This is a genomic window from Microbacterium luteum, assembly GCF_015277875.1.
Classification (GTDB): domain Bacteria; phylum Actinomycetota; class Actinomycetes; order Actinomycetales; family Microbacteriaceae; genus Microbacterium; species Microbacterium luteum.
Genome location: NZ_CP063814.1, coordinates 353663 through 369285, shown reverse-complemented (window position 1 = coordinate 369285; position 15623 = coordinate 353663). Strand labels below are relative to the sequence as shown.

Here is a 15623-nt window from a genome sequence, read left to right as displayed (position 1 = left end):
CTGACCGCCCTCAGCCCGCGGAGACCCCGCCGCCGGGGATCGCGCTCAGCAGCTCACGGGTGTAGTCGTGCCGGGGATCGGCGAAGATGTGCTCCGCCGTGCCCTGCTCGAGGATGACCCCGCGACGCATCACCGCGACCTCGTCGGAGATCTGCCGGATGACGCCGAGGTCGTGCGAGATGAACAGGTACGTCAGACCGTGCTCGGCTTGCAGATCCACCAGCAACTGCAGCACCTGCTCCTGCACCGAGACATCGAGCGCCGAGACCGGCTCGTCGAGGATGATCATCTCGGGCCGCAGGGCGAGGGCCCGCGCGATCGCGACCCGCTGACGCTGACCGCCCGAGAGCTGGGCGGGCCGCCGGTCGGCGAGGGCGGGGTCGAGTCGCACGTCGGCCATGAGATCACGCACGGCGGTTGCGCGCTGGGCACGCGATCCCATCCCGAACGCACGGAGCGGCTCGTCGATGATCGCCCCGATCTTCATGCGCGGATCGAGGGAGCCGAAGGGGTTCTGGTAGACGACCTGCAGACGACGGCGCAGCTGTCGAAGCGCCGCGCCCCGCAGCCGGGTGATGTCGGCCCCGTCGAAGAGCACCGTCCCGGCATCCGCATCCACGATCCTCGCGACCATGCGCGCCGTCGTGCTCTTCCCCGACCCGGACTCGCCGACGATCGCGAAGGTCGTTCCCCGCGCGATGGAGAAGTCCAGAGCGTCGGCGGCGACGATCGGAGCGGCCGACGATCCGTACGTCTTCGACAGTCCCGCCACGCGCAGGAACGGCTCCACCGCATCGGCCGCCCGTCGGGCGCCCGATGTCGGCTCGAGCCGGTGACTGCGCAGGCCGGGAGCGGCGGCGACGAGGCGACGGGTGTACTCGTGGGTCGGGTCGGCGAGGACCTCGGCGGAGGTGCCGCGCTCGACGATCTCCCCCTTGTTGACCACGACGATCCGGTCCGCACGGTCGGCGGCGACCCCGAGGTCATGGGTGACCAGCAGCACCGACGTGCCGTGCGCCTCGCGCATCTTCTGCATGCGGTCCAGCACGTGCCGCTGCACGGTGGCATCCAGGGCGCTGGTGGGTTCGTCGGCGATGACGAGCTCGGGGTTGCACGCCCACGCGATGCCGATGAGCACCCGCTGCCGAAGACCGCCGGAGAGCTCGTGCGGGTACTGCCGGGCACGCTGGGCGGGTTCGGGCACGCCGACCTCATCGAGGATCTCGATCGCCCGTGCCGCGGCGGCGGGCGGCGTGAGACCCCCGTGACGACGAATGACCTCGGCGATCTGCTCGCCGATGCGCAGCACGGGATTCAGGCTGTGCGAAGGATCCTGCGGGACGAACCCGATCCGAGCGCCGCGGACGCGACGGAGAGCCCGCTGGGACAGCGACATGATGTCGACGTCGTCGAAGCGGATGTCGCCGCCGACGATCGTCGCCTCCTGCGGAAGAAGCCGCACCAGCGCATGCGCGATGGTGCTCTTGCCCGATCCGGATTCACCGACCACCGCGACGACTTCGCCGCGGGCGATGTCCAGATCGACGCCCCGCAGAGCGGGATTCACACCGGTGGGTGTCGCGTAGTCGACGCGCAGGCCTCGGACAGAGAGCAGAGGTTCGGGGCTCATCGCTCTCCTCCGATGTAGCGGGCGATGCGGTTCACGGCGAGCACGACCACCAAGATGACCACACCCGGGAGGATGCTCAGCCACGGCGCGATCGCCACGAAGTCACGACCCGCCGAGACGAGCGCTCCCCACTCCGGTGCGGGCGGCTGCGCGCCGAAGCCGAGGAAGCTCAGCGCCGAAACGGCGAGGATCGCGACGGCGAGCTCGAGCGCGGCCATCGAGATGATCGGACGGGCGGCATTCGGCAGCACGTGGCGTACGAGGATCGTCGGCCCCCGCACCCCCAGGGTGCGCGCCGCTTCGATGTACTCCTCTGCACGTACCCGGATCACCTGAGCGCGCATGACGCGGGCGAAGGCCCCGGAGGTCCCCAGGCCGACGCCCAGTCCCACCGCAACGGGTCCGAAGCCGAGCGAGGCGACCACGATGAGGGCCAGGAGGATGCCGGGGATCGCGATCACGACGTCGACGAAGCGCATGACGACCGCATCGACGACACCGCGCAGGTAACCGGTGATCAGGCCGATGATCGCACCGAGCGTCACGCCGGCGACGACCGCCAGCCCCGCGGCCGACAGCGACAGCCGGGCGCCGTAGACGACGCGGGAGAAGACATCGCGGGCGAGATGATCCGTGCCGAACAGGTGCTCCCAGCTGGGCGGTGCGAGCCGCATCGCACCCACCGACTCGTACGGGTCGTAGGGGGCGAGGAGTGCAGGTGCTGCCACGGCCAGCGCGGTCAGGGCGAGGAGCAGGATCGAGACGACCATGCCGGGGTAGCGGAGGATCCTCATGAGCGCGCCCCCGTCTCATCCTCCGACCTCGCCGGATCACCGGCGGGCCCACCGAATGCCGCGGGGACGGGGGCCGAGCCGCCGAACGTCGAGGCGACAGGATCACCGTCGACGGGCGCTTCGGCAGCCGGGCGCGCGCCGACCACCTGCGTGCGCGTGCGCGGATCGATCACGCCGTAGAGCGCGTCGACGACGAGGGTGACCACCGCGTAGACGCTCGCGACCACGACCACGACGCCCATCAGCACGTTGATGTCTCGGGCGAGGACGGCATCGACGGTGAGTCGACCGATGCCGTCGCGCGAGAAGACGGTCTCGACCACCGCGGTGCCTCCGGCGAGGTACCCGACCTGCAGGCCGATGATCGTGATGGCGGGGAGCATCGCGTTGCGGAGCACGTGCCGGAAGACGACCGTGGACTGCGACAGCCCCTTGGCGTTGGCGGTGAAGACGAAGGGGCTCGCCCCCGCGTCGAACACCGCGGCGGAGAAGACCTGGAAGAAGATGGCCGCCGTCGGCAGGGCCAGGGTGATGCCGGGCAGGACCACGCTGGCGAATCCGGTCGCGCCGGAGGCGGGGAACCACCCCAGTCCGAACGAGAAGACCGTGATGAGCACGAGGCCGGTGAGGAAGGCCGGGATGGCGATTCCGAGCGGGGGGATCTGCACGATGACGTTGCGCACCCAAGCCGGGCGTGCAACGTAGGCCCAGACGGTGAAGCCGAGGGCGATGAGGAAACCGACGACGAGCGCGAAGCCGGCGAGTGCCGCCGTAGGACCGGCGACACGGAGGATCGTGTCGGTGACCGGGAGGCCGGTCGCGATGGAGACGCCGAGGTCGCCGCGGAAGATTCCGAAGAACCCGACGAGGTACTGCTGCCACAGCGGCCCGTCGAGGCCGTAGCGGGCACGCAGCTCGGCGAGCGCCTCGGGATCGGTGGTGGTCGCGTCCCCGCCACGGACGGCGAGGGCGGCCAGGACAGGGTCGCCGGGCAGCGCGTGGATGAGCAGGAATGCCACGGTGTAGGAAGCCCACACCACGAACAGAGCCTGAGCGATCTTGGGAAGCAGGAACCGTGCGGCGGTCCCCGCCTTCGCTCTCCTGCCCTTCGCGTCCACGCGCTGCACCGGCGATGCCATCAGTCGGAGGTGACGACGGCGTCGTAGAGGTTCAGACGCGAAGCCGAGTCGAAGGTGATGCCCTCGACACCCGCACGCGAGGCGTGCAGCTGCACGGTCTCGAGCGTCGGCATGACGTACGCGCGCTCGGCGACGATCTGCTGGATCTCGTCGACGATCTCCTGGCGTGCGTCGACGTCGGCGGTCTCGCGCTGCTCCTGGAGCAGCGCCTCGAGCTCGGCGTCCTCGACGATGCCCCACCGCGAGGGCGAGTCGACCGACAGCAGCACGCGGAGCACGTCCGGGTCGGTGCGGGTCAGCCCGGCACCGAGCATCTCGTAGTCGCCGGTGGCGATGGCGCCGAAGAAGTCACCCGCGGTGACCATGTTCAGCTGCAGGTCGATGCCGACCTCGCGCAGCTGCTGCTGGGCGGCTTCGAGCACGTCCTGGGCGTAGAAGGCGGTGACCGTGACGGTCAGCGTCTCGCCGTCGCGCTCGTAGATCCCGTCGGATCCCAGCTCCCAGCCGTCGGCCTCGAGGAGCTCGGTCGCACCCTCGGGGTCGTAGGCGAGGGTGTCGCCGAGGTCGGTGAAGCCGGGGGTCGACGAGGTCAGCACGCTCGTGGGGGCGGATCCGCTGACCGAGCCGGCGATGACGTTGATCTGCTCGCGGTCGAGACCCTTGGTCATCGCCTGACGCACGATCTCGTCCGACATGAGACCCTGCGTGGTGTTGACCACGAAGCCGTTGGGCACGCCAGGGTTCGCCTTGGCGTACAGGTTGTACTCGTCGGTGGTGAAGCGGGCCTCGTCGATGTAGGGGAGGTCCTGGATGACGTCGTACTCCCCCGAGGAGAGCCCGCCGGTGCGCACGCTCGCCTCGGTGATGATCGGGAACGTGACGGTCTCGAGGTAGGCCTCGCCCTCGTGGCCGCGCAGCTCCGACGGCCAGTCGTAGCCCTCGCGGCGGTCGATGACGATCGAGTCGTTCACGACGTAGGAGTCCAGCACGAACGGTCCGGAGCCGATCGGGGCGGCGCACCGCTCTTCGGCGGTGGCGGTGGCCGAGGCCTCCGACAGGATGCCGAGCGACATGGTCGTCGCACCCTGCAGGAACGCGACGTTCGGGGTGTCGAACGAGACGATGAACTCGGTGTCGCTGACGACCTCGGTCCCGGTGTAGCCCTCGAGGTAGGCACCGGCGAGCGACGCCGATCCGCCGAGTTCGATGATGGCGTCGAAGTTGGCGGCGACGACGTCGCTGGTGAGCGCGGTGTCGTCGCTGAAGGTCACATCGTCGCGGAGGGTGAAGGTGTACGACGTGAGGTCGTCGCTCACCTCCCAGCTCTCGGCGAGCCACGGCACGATCTCGCCGGTCTCGGGGTCCTGGTCCAGGAGCGAGTCGGTGAGCTGGCGGCCGACGTTCAGCGCGGTGGTGACCGAGGTCTGCTGCGGGTCGATGCAGCCGGCGTCTTCCTTGATGGCGAAGACGACCTCCTGCGCGACGTCGGCGGCGGGGGTGGGCGAGCTGTCCGCGTCGCCGGCGCAGGCCGACAGGGCGACCGCCGCGACGGCGATGCCGGCCGGCGCGACGACCCAGCGGGCCGTTCGGGTTCGGGTGATCACAGGGTTCTCCTTCGGAGTGGGGGGCTACGGAGGTGGTGCGTCAGTCCGGCAGGGAGCCGGCCACGAGCTCACCACGGGCGACGACGGCCACGATGTTCTCGGTGGTCAGGGTGTCGATGTCCTCCCACGGGCGACCGCGGACGACGACGAAGTCGGCGCCGAGACCCGGGAGCAGGCGCCCGGTGGTCTTGCCCATGCGGATCGCGTCCGCGGCGTCGGAGGTTCCGGCACGCAGCGTGCGCTCGGCGCTCCAGGCGAAGCTGCGCGCCATGAGACGCATCTCTTCGAGCTGGTCGCCGAAGGCGATCATGACGCCGTTGGCGTCGGTTCCCAGCACGAAGCGCACACCCGCGGCGGCCGCCCCGACGAAGTTCGCGTCGCGCTCGGCGACGACCGCCTGCGCCTTCTCGCACGCCTCGTCGCTCACGGGGAAGCGACGTTCGGCGATCGCATCGTTGATGAGCAGGGTGGGGGCGACCGGGATGCTCCGCTCGATGAGGGTGTCCCAGTGCCGCTCCTCGATGCCGGTGCCGTGCTCGATGGAATCGACCTCGAATTTCAGCGCGAGGTCGATGCCCTCCGCGTTGTGCGCGTGCGCGGCGACGAGCATGCCGAGCGCGTGCGCCTCGTCGACGGTGGCCGCGATCTCGGCCTCGGTCTGGTTGCGCCACCCGACCTTGTCGCCGACGGAGAGCACGCCGCCGCTGGTGTAGATCTTGATTCCGTCGGTGCCCGAACGGGCCCACTGGCGCACGAGTTTGCGGCATTCGTCGGGCGAGTCCGCGGTCGGCGGACGATGCGGATAGAGGGGCGGCGTGAAGAGGTCGCCGTGTCCGGCGGTCATCCCCACCGGGCAGTGCACGCGGATGCGCGGACCCGGGATGAGCCCGGCCTCGAGAGCGCGCGCGGCGGCCAGCTGCACCGGCGACCCGCCGAGGTCGCGCAGCGTGGTCACGCCCGCAGCAGCCGCGCGACGGGCGTGGGCGACGACGTGGAGCGACCGCTCCTCGGCAGGAGTGATCAGCGGCCAGGTCATCCAGTCGACCGATCCGGAACCGGCGTAGGCGTCGAAGTGCACGTGCGTGTCGACGAGGCCGGGGATCACGCTGTAGGAGGCGTCAGCCCCGGAGTCGGGCTCGCCCACGTCGGAGATCACGCCGCCCTGCCACGACAGAGAGCGCGCACCGCGGTCGGCGTCGCCGTCCCACAGTGAGATCGCTGCGATCCGCTTCTCCGTCTGCGCCACGCGGGGCCCCTCTCCTGCTGCCGTCCTTCGGCACACGAGTGGTCACACTACCCACTGAAGATCACGGAAAGATCAACAAGTTACGTCCCGAGACAGGTTTTACAGGTCGGAAACAAACAAAGAACGCTGATTTTGCGGCCGATGAGGAAAGCTGGGGGCATCCCGACCGACGATCTTGTCGATAAGTCGGGAGTCGAGAGGGGAACACGATGCGCACGGCAGCGCTGGAAACAGGGCGGCGGATCGCGGTCTCGCTCGAGCCGGGGGACGATGTCCTGGGGTCGATCGCGGACGCGTGCTCGCAGTACAGGATCGCACAGGGCGTCATCGTCACCCTCAGCGGAGCCTTCCGCGACGTCGAGCTCATCGCCGCGCAGACGCCGTCGGCCGACCCCGAGCCGCCCCTGCCGTCGAGCGTTCGCATCCCCTACACCGAGGGCATCGGCTCCGGAACGATCACCTCCGACGACGACGGACCAGCCGTGCACGTGCACCTCGCCGTCGGCCGCAAGGACTCCGGAGCACGCGGCTTCGCCGGACACGTGCTCGCAGCCGAAGCGCACTACGTCGTCGAGATCGTCATCGACGAGATCCTGCACCCCCGCATGACGCGCACCGCGACCCCGGCCGCCTTCGGCCTCGCGACCCTCGGCTTCGCTGCAGAGACGGAGGGATCACGATGACCACCTCGCTCCCTCTGCCCTCGTCCCATGGCGACCGTGCCGCGCTACGCGTGCAGCACGAGCTGCTGCGCTTCGTGCGCGAGGCCGCCGACAGCGGCGCCCCGCTGCCCGGAGAGCTCGAGCTGACCGCGCGCCTCGGCTGCACGCGCCAGCAGCTGCGCAACGCGATGTCGTCCCTCGAGGCGCAGGGCATCGTCAGGCGCCGCCAGGGGACCGTCACGACCGTCGATCCCGTGGCCCTGCGCCTCAGCGTGCGCCTCGAGGAGCAGTTCGAGCACACCGATCTGCTCGACCGCCTCGGTTACCGCGCCCGCGTCGAGGTGCTGAGCTCCGGAGCATCCACCCTGCCCCCGCAGGCCGCGGCCCTCATGGAGTACCCCGCAGCGATGCCGGCGATGTGCGCGCGCAAGCGGTGGCACGCCGACGATGCCATCGCGATGGTCGCCGACGACGTCGTGCCGCTGAAGGATGACACAGAGACGCGCGAGGGCGAGTCGATCTTCGACCTCGCCCGGCGCGTGTGGGGCGAGCCGGTGATCTGGGAGGTCAGCACGCCGGGCGTCGCCCTGCTCGATGTCGAGATGGCGTCGATCTTCGCGCTGCCGCCGGGCACGCCGGTCATGACCTTCGAGCTCGTCGGCGTCGGCGCGAGCGGACGCCGCCTGATGTACAGCCTCGAGTACCACAACCCCGCGATCGCGTCGTACTCCATCGTTCGCACCGTGCGTCCACCGTGGCACGGTGCCTGATCTACGACGCGGCGCCTGATCTACGACGCGGCGCCTGATCAACGACGCGGCGCCCGACCAGACGCGCACACGACGTGTCCTCTTGTAGACAAGTCGGGCCACCTGCTCGTCGACTGTGCACGCCACCGGCCGGAAAGTCAGGCAAGCATTTCCGTCGTGTTACATGTTCTCTCGCCGTGGGCTCTCACTTGTCAACAAGTGCTTCTTCTCGGCTAGGGTCGTCAGCGTTCCCCCGAAAGGTCGTCATGCTGCATCCGCTCTCCACCGCCCCCCGGATCGACGAACAGCAGATCCGAGCGCTGCCCAAGGCGGAAGTCCACGTGCACCTGGAGGGCACCTTCTCGCTGATCGACCTGCTCGCGCTCGCGAAGGAGAACGGCATCCCTCTCCCGGGTCCGGCAGCGACCATCTTCGACATCTCGACGCACGACGGATACACCGCTCCCGACGAGACCTCGGGAGGCGGATCCGGCGCCGGAGCGGCGGGCCTCACGGGCTTCCTCCGCTTCCTCGACTGGCAGTGCGGCCTCGTGCGCACGCCGCAGCAGGCCGCTCGCGTCGCCTACGCCTTCGCCGCCCGGCAGACGGCAGCCGGCGTGCGCTACAGCGACGTGATCGTGAACCCGACGCATTGGAATGCGTGGCGGGGCCGCGAAGGGGCCCTCCTGGCCGCACTCGCGGCCGGATTCGACGAGGCTGAGCAAGACGGTCTCTGCCGCGTGGGGATCGCGTACTCGCTCCTGCGCTCCCAGAGCGCGACGGAGGCCGAGGCGATCGTGACGGATCTGACGACCATCCGCCCACACCGGCTGGTCGCGCTGTCCGTCGACGGGGATGAGAAGGTCGCCGGTCGCACGGGCGAGAAGTTCCGCGGCGCGTTCGGGATCGCCGCGCGCGCAGGGCTCCACCGCACCGTTCACGCGGGGGAGTCGAGCGGCCCCGACGGCGTGTGGGACGCGCTCGATCTCCTGCAGGCCGAGCGCATCGACCACGGCGTGCGCGCCATCGAGGACGACGCCCTCCTCGCACGACTGATCGATGACCGCATCAGCCTCGGCGTCTGCCCCCGATCGAACGTGACGCTCGGCATCTACCCCGACTGGGCGTCGCATCCCATCCGGCGTCTCGTCGATGCCGGCGTGCTCGTCACCCTGAACACCGACGACCCCGCCCCGCTCGGCACGACCCTCGACGTCGATTGGGCCGTGACCGCCGACCGCTTCGGATTCGACCTCGCCGACATGGTCGGCTTCGCCCAGCGCTCGATCGACGCGTCCTTCGCCGACGTCGATCTCAAGCGTGATCTCACCACCGAGCTGCTGACCGTGAGCGCCGCACTCCGGTGACCCCGAGCCGGCTGTCGCCATCGTGTCGACCCCCCGCGACACGATGGCGGCAGTCTTCCCCTCAGACTGGATCAGGATGAGCCCCGAGACGAAAGCCCCCGGCACGAGAGCGGAGGAGAGATGACCGACAAGGCGGAGCTTCTTCCGACGACCGCCGAACTCCAGCGACTGCGCGAGGTCGCTGCCGGCCTCGAGGATCCCGATGTCATCGTGCGCGGAGGTCTCGTGCTCTCCCCGGGCACCGAGGAGTGGCTCGAACGCGACATCCTCATCGTGGGGCGGCACATCGCGGCGCTCACGCCGTGGGACCACGTCGCATCCGGCACGAGCGAGGTCGACGCGCGAGGCGCCTGGGTCGCGCCCGGCTTCATCGACGCGCACCTGCACGTCGAATACACCAACCTCACCCCCGGTCAGCTCGCCCGCGTGAGCGTTCCGCGTGGGACGACCACCGTGCTCACCGACCCCAACGCCGCAGCGAACGTCTGGGGCCCGGAGGGCATGGACTATCTGCTCACCACGCGCGCACCGTTCAACATCTTCCAGCAGGTCTCCCCCACCACGCCGGCCTCGACGACGCTCGAGCGCGGCGGCGTCGTCATCCCGGAACAGACCGTGCTCGACCGCCTGCACGACGACGTCACCGCGACTCTGGGTGAGGGCAACCCGTTCGACCTGGGCGAGGTGTCCACCGCCCGCTACCGCGAGGCGCTGATCGCCGGGCGCCGCATCACCGGCCACACCGCGGCGCAGACCCACGAGTCACTCTGGAGCTACCTGGCCGCGGGGGTCGGCGACGATCACAACTCCGCCACCGTCGACGAAGCCCTCGAGCGCACCCGCCTCGGCGCGATGATCACCGTCATGGGCTCGTCTCTCGCCGACAACACCGTGCCGCTGTTCGCCGACCTCGACGCGATCGCGCCGGCGCTGCGACACATGTGCTTCTGCGCCGACGACAAGCACGCGCTCGATCTCAGCACCGAGGGTCACATCGACCACCACGTGCGCCAGGCGATCCGCTTCGGCGTCGATCCCGTGCTCGCCTACCGCATGGCCACCGCTCAGCCGGCGCATTACTACCGGCTCGACCAGGTGGTCGGACTCCTCGCACCGTCGCGCCTGGCCGACCTGCAGATCATCCCCGACCTCGCCGACGTGCGCCCGTCGACGGTGATGGTCGCCGGATCCGTCGTCGCTCGGAACGGGACCGCGAGCTTCGAGGTCGACGACGACGTTCCGGAATGGACGCGCGACAGCATCCGTCTGCCGGAGACGCTCGACGCCGATCTGCTGCGCGTGAGCGCCGACGGACCCCGCGCGCATGTTCGCGCGATGGAGATGTACAACGGATACTTCAAGCGCGCGTTCGACACGGAGCTCGCCGTCGAGGGCGGCAGCGTGCAGTGCGACACCGGCACCGACGTGCTGAAGATCGCCGTGATCGACCGGCACCACGCCGAGCCGCTCGCCGGAGTCGGGTTCGTGCGCGGGTTCGGACTGCGCCGAGGGGCGATCGCCATCTCGATGAACTGCCCGAACATGAACATCGCCGTCGTCGGTGCCGACGACGCCTCGATGCTGCGCGCCGTCGAGGAGATTCGCGCCATGGGCGGCGGATTCGTCACGGTCGACGGCGACGAGGTTCTCGCCCGCGTGGAGCTGCCGGTCGGCGGCATGATGAGCGACGCCCCGTTCGAAGACACCGCCGCCGCCCTCGCGCACGCGCACGCCGTGACCGCGGAGCTCGGATGCCCGATCCCTTCGCCGTACATCATCCTGTCCTTCGTCGGCCTCTACGTCGTGCCCGATCTCGGCGTCACCGAACGCGGACTCGTCGACACCCGCACACAGCAGTTCGTCGACGTGCTGCTTCCCGGTCCCGTCGACGCGTGCGGCCACGTCGACCCCGCACATCCCTGACCCGGAAGGATCCCGATGCTCACCCGCCCCTCCCCCGTCGCCGTCCCCGCCGACGAGCAGCACTGGATCGACACCGTCACGACACTGGCGGCCGACTTCGCCGAGACCGTCGCCGAAGACGACACCGCAGCACGCCTTCCGATCGAGCACCTGCGCGCACTCGCTGACAGCGGCCTCGATGCCGCCTTCCTTCCCGTCAGCCACGGCGGTCAGGGGCTCTCCTACGCCACGCTGGGGCGCATCGTGCAGATCCTCGCCCGGTCCCATCCGGCCGTCGCCACGGTCTGGCTCATGCACATCGGTGCCGCGCATGCCCTGGTGACGGCCTCGCCCGACAAGGCCGCGGCATACTTCGCCGACGAGCTGCGCGCCGGCAGGCGCTTCGCCAACGCGCTCAGCGAGCCCGCCGGCGGCAACCACTTCCTGACCTCGCAGCAGGATGCGACGGCGACCGACGGCGGATGGAGCCTCACCGGCCGCAAGCTGTTCGTCTCCGGCTCGGAGGCCGCCGACCACCTGTTCCTCAACGCGCGCGTCGACGGAGGCCCCGCCTTCTTCGGGGTGACGATCGACGACACGGTTTCCTTCCCGCCGATCGACGAGACCATGGGCATGCGCGCGACCCGCAGCCGCACGATCGTCTTCGACGGCACGCCGCTGCCGGCCGCCCGCCGATGCGGTCCGCCCTCGCCCGAGTACGCCAACCTCATCACCGTCGGGTTCGCCTTCACCTCGCTCGGGATCGCCGAGTCCGCGCTCGACGAGCTGGCCGCAGCCGCCCGCCGGGCAAAGGGCGGCGCGGTGCTCGCCGACCAGCAGTGGGTCAAGCACGAGACCGGCATGGCATGGGCGCAGGTGACCGCCGCGCTCCTCATGGCAGAGCGCACCGCGTGGCTCGCAGACGAGAAGAACCCGGAGGCGATGGCCGCGGCGACCGAGACGAAGATGCTCGCCAACGAGGTGGCCAAGTCCACGGCGGCGCTCGCCTTGCGCATCGGTGGTGGCGGCGCCTATCTCGTGCGCTCGCCCATCCAGCGGATCGTGCGCGACGCGCAGGCCGGCGCGCTCATGGCCTACTCGGTGCCGTTCAGCCAGGAGGTCGTCGGCGCGGCGGCGCTCGCATCCGGAGCGTGACGCCGGGCACCGCGGAGGGCCGATGTCGGAGGGTCCGCGTAGCCTTGCGATGATGGCCACCAGACGCACCACCCAGACCGCCCCGTACCGGTGCACCGAGTGCGGGTGGACGACGATCAAGTGGGTCGGGCGGTGCGGCGAGTGCCAGCAGTGGGGCACCGTCGTCGAGGCCGCCGAGCAGACCGGCATCGTCCGCTCGGTCACCGCCGTCGCCCCGCCGCCGCAGCGAGCTGCGCGTCCGATCACCGACGTCGACACCCGCGACACACCCCGGCGCACGTCCGGCGTGGCGGAGTTCGATCGCGTTCTCGGCGGCGGAGTCGTTCCCGGTGCCGCCATTCTGCTCTCGGGCGAGCCGGGCGTCGGCAAATCGACGCTGCTCCTCGAGGTGGCGGCGCAGTCGGCCCGGGCCGGCCGACGCGTGCTCTACGCGAGCGGCGAGGAGTCCACGGCGCAGGTGCGCCTGCGCGCCGAGCGGACCGGCGCCCTCCACGACCAGCTCTACCTCGCGAGCGAGACCGACCTCGCGACGATCCTCGGACACATCGACGAGGTCTCCCCCGATCTGCTCATCGTCGACTCCGTGCAGACCGTCGCGTCGTCGCTGAGCGACGGGATGGCCGGTCATCCGTCGCAGGTGCGCGAGGTCGCGTCGACCCTGATCCGGGTCGCCAAGGAGCGGCACCTGCCGGTGATCGTCGTCGGTCACGTCACCAAAGACGGATCGATCGCCGGCCCCCGACTGCTCGAGCACCTCGTCGACGTCGTCTGCCACTTCGAGGGCGACCGGCAGACGTCGCTGCGATTCGTGCGCGCCCTGAAGAACCGTTTCGGTCCCACCGACGAGGTGGGATGCTTCGACATGACCGGGGAGGGCATCGAAGAGGTTCCCGACCCCAGCGCACTGTTCCTCGGACACGGCGATCCCGTGCCCGGCACGTGTGTGACGATCGCCCTCGAGGGCCGCCGCGCGCTGCCGGTCGAGGTGCAGGCGCTCACCATCGGCACGGCCGCACCGAACCCGCGCCGCGTGGTCAACGGCGTCGACGGCGCGCGCGTGGCGATGATCCTGGCCGTTCTCGAGAAGCGCGCCCGGCTTCCGCTCTCGCAGCACGACGTCTACGTCTCGACGGTGGGCGGGGTGCGCCTCGTCGAGCCCGCGGCAGACCTCGCCATCGCCGTGGCGATCGCCAACTCGTTGAAAGACCGTGCCCTCGCCCGCGGCACCGCCGCGATCGGAGAACTCACCCTGTCGGGCGAGATCCGGCCGGTCGCCCAAGCGGCCCAGCGCCGCACGGAGGCCACACGTCTGGGCTACACCACCGTCGTGGATGCCGAGCAGCGCACGGTCGCAGCGGCTCTCCGCACGATGGAACGGCACGCAGCGCCCGCGCCGGCAGAGCCGCCGCCGCGGTTCTGACCGCGTGCGTCAGGCGTCGAGGGCGGCGATCAGATCGGACGGCGAGGCCTGCATCGGATGCGGGCCCGCGATGTCGAGGAAGACCGTCGTGATCTCCTTCTCGTGCGCGGCGAGGAAGGCGCGCAGCCACTGCGGCGACTGCAGCGCCACACCGGGCGGCAGCGTCTCGGGCTTGTGGGCGGCGTCGCTGAACAGCAGAAGCGCGACGTCTGCCGTGTTGGGGTCGCGGTAGGTCCAGACCTCGCCGACATCGAGCGGATCATCACGATCGCCGACCGTCATGAGCGGCACGACCGTGGGGCCGTGCCGGAGGGCGAAGGCGACGGCCGCCATGTCCTGGGTCTGCAGCGCATCCGTCAGCTGGGTGTTGCGGAAGTCCACCGGCTCGGATGCCTTCGCGCGCTTCTTGCGTGACGCCATCGCTCCAGCGTAATCGGCGCCGGCAGCAGCCGGAAAAAAGGGGGGACGTGGGGACGAGGCGAACTGGGGGATCGACTCGGCCCCACGTCATGCTCACGACCGAGGCCGGAGCAGGCTTCGGGCCCGCTGGGTGATCCACTGGGAAGGATCAGCTGCTGGGGACAGTTCCAGACGTACACCGAAGCCTGTTCAGTCTAGCCCGCGCGCGGTAGTGTATCTGTCCCCTTTTCGGGGGACACGCTGATATATCGGCCGCCAGTTTCTTCCTCAGTACAGGAGGAAGTACGCGGGTTCCGTCGAGCCGATGCCGCCGATCTCGACGTCGAGGTAGTACGACGCGCCGCCGCCGGGCGCACCGGGTCGTCCGGCATCCGAGCAGGTGTCCACCGACGACCGCGTGCGGTCCCACTCCACCGGGGTGGAGCTCTCCACCGTCTGCCCCGCCTCCAGCAGCACCAGCATGTCGCTCGGCTCGCTCTGGCAGTCGGTCGACCGCCACCACGTGTCGGATCCGCTCGTGACGGTGAAGGCCTGCGCAGCGGTCCCGACGTTGAGCGTGCAGTCGGCGCCGTTGTTCGTCAGCCGGATCGACAGCAGCGGATTCTCCCCCGCAGCGTACTCGGACTTGTCGGTGACGGCCTCGACGGTCAGGTCGCGCGCGACGCACGGCGTGGCGGTCGGCGTCTCGGACTCCTCCGGCTCCGGGGTCTCCGCGGCCGGCGTGGTCACGGTCGTCGTCGGATCAGGTGTCGACGTCGGCGTCGCGGACGAAGCGGCCGGTGTCGGCGCCGGCGCCTCCTCGGATGCCGCCCACGCCTGCCACGGCTGTGCCACGAACAGCCACACCAGGCCGGCGACGATGAGCAGCGCGAGCAGCAGCACGGCCAGCCGCCGGCGACGATAGACCGCCGGTGAGTGTCGCCGCCTGCGCGGGGTGTCGCCGCTCATGCTCTCCAGGGTACGCACGCACGCCGTGCGAGCCCTGTGGGCGCGCCCAAGGGGTTTGCCGTCAGAGGTGCTTGAGCATCCGGGTGTTGCCGAGCGTATTGGGCTTCACGTGGGCGAGATCGAGGAACTCGGCGACTCCCTCGTCGGGGCTCCGGATCAGCTGCGAGTAGACATCGGGGTCGACTACCTGTTCGCCGATCACGTCGAACCCTCGACGGGAGAAGAACTCCACCTCGAACGTGAGGCAGAACAGGCGGGTGAGACCGAGCTCACGCGCCTGCGTCTCGAGAGCGTCGACGATCGCCGTGCCGACCCCCTTGTGCAGCCACTCATCCGAGACGATGAGGGTGCGCACCTCGCCGAGCTCCTCCCACATGACGTGGAGGGCACCGCATCCGATCAGGTTGCCGTGCGCGTCCTCTGCCACGAAGAACTGCTGCACCGCCTCGTAGAGCACCACGAGGTCTTTCCCGAGCAGAATCCGCTTCTGGACGTACGGCTCGAGCATGGTCTGGATCGGCCGCACGTCACGGGTTCGGGCGGGACGCACGACGTAATCGGCCATCCCCCCACCTTACTTCGCGCGA

14 protein-coding genes are annotated in these 15623 nt (G+C 70.0%); 6 read left to right on the top strand and 8 right to left on the bottom strand.

Annotated elements, in window-relative coordinates:
* Positions 1-10: 10 nt before the first annotated feature.
* The 5 genes from IM777_RS01765 to IM777_RS01745 are packed head-to-tail and all read right to left on the bottom strand — an operon-like array spanning position 11 to position 6413.
* Positions 11-1630 carry a dipeptide ABC transporter ATP-binding protein gene (locus IM777_RS01765; RefSeq protein WP_194384397.1) on the bottom strand — a complete coding sequence of 540 codons (1620 nt, stop codon included), beginning with the start codon at positions 1628-1630 and terminating at the stop codon, positions 11-13.
* Positions 1627-2424: an ABC transporter permease gene (locus IM777_RS01760; RefSeq protein ID WP_194384396.1), complete on the bottom strand. Its 798-nt coding sequence runs from the start codon at positions 2422-2424 to the stop codon at positions 1627-1629. The genes IM777_RS01765 and IM777_RS01760 overlap by 4 nt, the downstream gene beginning before the upstream one ends.
* Positions 2421-3563 (bottom strand): ABC transporter permease, encoded by a 1143-nt coding sequence (locus IM777_RS01755; RefSeq protein WP_194384395.1) that lies wholly within the window; start codon positions 3561-3563, stop codon positions 2421-2423. The genes IM777_RS01760 and IM777_RS01755 overlap by 4 nt, the downstream gene beginning before the upstream one ends.
* Complete coding sequence (locus IM777_RS01750; RefSeq protein WP_194384394.1) at positions 3563-5167, bottom strand: ABC transporter substrate-binding protein; 1605 nt, start codon at positions 5165-5167, stop codon at positions 3563-3565. Before IM777_RS01750 ends, IM777_RS01755 begins: the two co-directional genes overlap by 1 nt.
* A 40-nt stretch (positions 5168-5207) precedes the next feature.
* The gene (locus IM777_RS01745) at positions 5208-6413 is read right to left on the bottom strand and encodes an amidohydrolase family protein (protein ID WP_194384393.1); all 1206 of its coding nucleotides are present in this window, start codon (positions 6411-6413) and stop codon (positions 5208-5210) included.
* Positions 6414-6622: 209 nt separating this feature from the next.
* On the opposite strand from IM777_RS01745, the gene IM777_RS01740 reads away from it, so the two are divergent.
* The 6 genes from IM777_RS01740 to radA all read left to right on the top strand — a co-directional run bounded on the left by IM777_RS01740 (position 6623) and on the right by radA (position 13668).
* Entirely contained in the window at positions 6623-7096 is a 474-nt protein-coding gene (locus tag IM777_RS01740; RefSeq protein WP_071045113.1) for a PPC domain-containing DNA-binding protein, read from the top strand.
* On the top strand, positions 7093-7845 hold the full coding sequence (locus IM777_RS01735; protein ID WP_194384392.1) for a GntR family transcriptional regulator: 753 nt from the start codon (positions 7093-7095) through the stop codon (positions 7843-7845). The genes IM777_RS01740 and IM777_RS01735 overlap by 4 nt, the downstream gene beginning before the upstream one ends.
* A gap of 245 nt (positions 7846-8090) precedes the next feature.
* Positions 8091-9191 carry an adenosine deaminase gene (gene add, locus IM777_RS01730; protein WP_194384391.1) on the top strand — a complete coding sequence of 367 codons (1101 nt, stop codon included), beginning with the start codon at positions 8091-8093 and terminating at the stop codon, positions 9189-9191.
* A gap of 120 nt (positions 9192-9311) precedes the next feature.
* On the top strand, positions 9312-11114 hold the full coding sequence (locus IM777_RS01725) for an adenine deaminase C-terminal domain-containing protein (RefSeq protein WP_194384390.1): 1803 nt from the start codon (positions 9312-9314) through the stop codon (positions 11112-11114).
* 15 nt (positions 11115-11129) lie between these two features.
* Entirely contained in the window at positions 11130-12248 is a 1119-nt protein-coding gene (locus IM777_RS01720; RefSeq protein WP_194384389.1) for an acyl-CoA dehydrogenase family protein, read from the top strand.
* Positions 12249-12300: 52 nt separating this feature from the next.
* Complete coding sequence (gene radA, locus IM777_RS01715) at positions 12301-13668, top strand: DNA repair protein RadA (protein ID WP_194384388.1); 1368 nt, start codon at positions 12301-12303, stop codon at positions 13666-13668.
* Positions 13669-13677: 9 nt separating this feature from the next.
* Here radA and IM777_RS01710 read toward each other — a convergent pair whose 3' ends face one another.
* The 3 genes from IM777_RS01710 to IM777_RS01700 all read right to left on the bottom strand — a co-directional run bounded on the left by IM777_RS01710 (position 13678) and on the right by IM777_RS01700 (position 15601).
* Entirely contained in the window at positions 13678-14088 is a 411-nt protein-coding gene (locus IM777_RS01710; RefSeq protein WP_071045119.1) for a dehydrogenase, read from the bottom strand.
* Positions 14089-14355: 267 nt separating this feature from the next.
* Positions 14356-15036: a hypothetical protein gene (locus IM777_RS01705; RefSeq protein ID WP_176759436.1), complete on the bottom strand. Its 681-nt coding sequence runs from the start codon at positions 15034-15036 to the stop codon at positions 14356-14358.
* A gap of 61 nt (positions 15037-15097) precedes the next feature.
* On the bottom strand, positions 15098-15601 hold the full coding sequence (locus IM777_RS01700; RefSeq protein WP_071045120.1) for an amino-acid N-acetyltransferase: 504 nt from the start codon (positions 15599-15601) through the stop codon (positions 15098-15100).
* Positions 15602-15623 lie beyond the last annotated feature (22 nt).

Bases quoted from the DNA above. Each gene is read 5' to 3' on its own strand.
- IM777_RS01760 (WP_194384396.1), bottom strand. From the start codon at position 2,424: ATGAGGATCCTCCGCTACCCCGGCATGGTCGTCTCGATCCTGCTCCTC.
- radA (WP_194384388.1), top strand. From the start codon at position 12,301: ATGGCCACCAGACGCACCACCCAGACCGCCCCGTACCGGTGCACCGAG.
- IM777_RS01755 (WP_194384395.1), bottom strand. From the start codon at position 3,563: ATGGCATCGCCGGTGCAGCGCGTGGACGCGAAGGGCAGGAGAGCGAAG.
- IM777_RS01700 (WP_071045120.1), bottom strand. From the start codon at position 15,601: ATGGCCGATTACGTCGTGCGTCCCGCCCGAACCCGTGACGTGCGGCCG.
- IM777_RS01710 (WP_071045119.1), bottom strand. From the start codon at position 14,088: ATGGCGTCACGCAAGAAGCGCGCGAAGGCATCCGAGCCGGTGGACTTC.
- add (WP_194384391.1), top strand. From the start codon at position 8,091: ATGCTGCATCCGCTCTCCACCGCCCCCCGGATCGACGAACAGCAGATC.
- IM777_RS01725 (WP_194384390.1), top strand. From the start codon at position 9,312: ATGACCGACAAGGCGGAGCTTCTTCCGACGACCGCCGAACTCCAGCGA.
- IM777_RS01740 (WP_071045113.1), top strand. From the start codon at position 6,623: ATGCGCACGGCAGCGCTGGAAACAGGGCGGCGGATCGCGGTCTCGCTC.
- IM777_RS01720 (WP_194384389.1), top strand. From the start codon at position 11,130: ATGCTCACCCGCCCCTCCCCCGTCGCCGTCCCCGCCGACGAGCAGCAC.
- IM777_RS01735 (WP_194384392.1), top strand. From the start codon at position 7,093: ATGACCACCTCGCTCCCTCTGCCCTCGTCCCATGGCGACCGTGCCGCG.
- IM777_RS01705 (WP_176759436.1), bottom strand. From the start codon at position 15,036: ATGAGCGGCGACACCCCGCGCAGGCGGCGACACTCACCGGCGGTCTAT.
- IM777_RS01765 (WP_194384397.1), bottom strand. From the start codon at position 1,630: ATGAGCCCCGAACCTCTGCTCTCTGTCCGAGGCCTGCGCGTCGACTAC.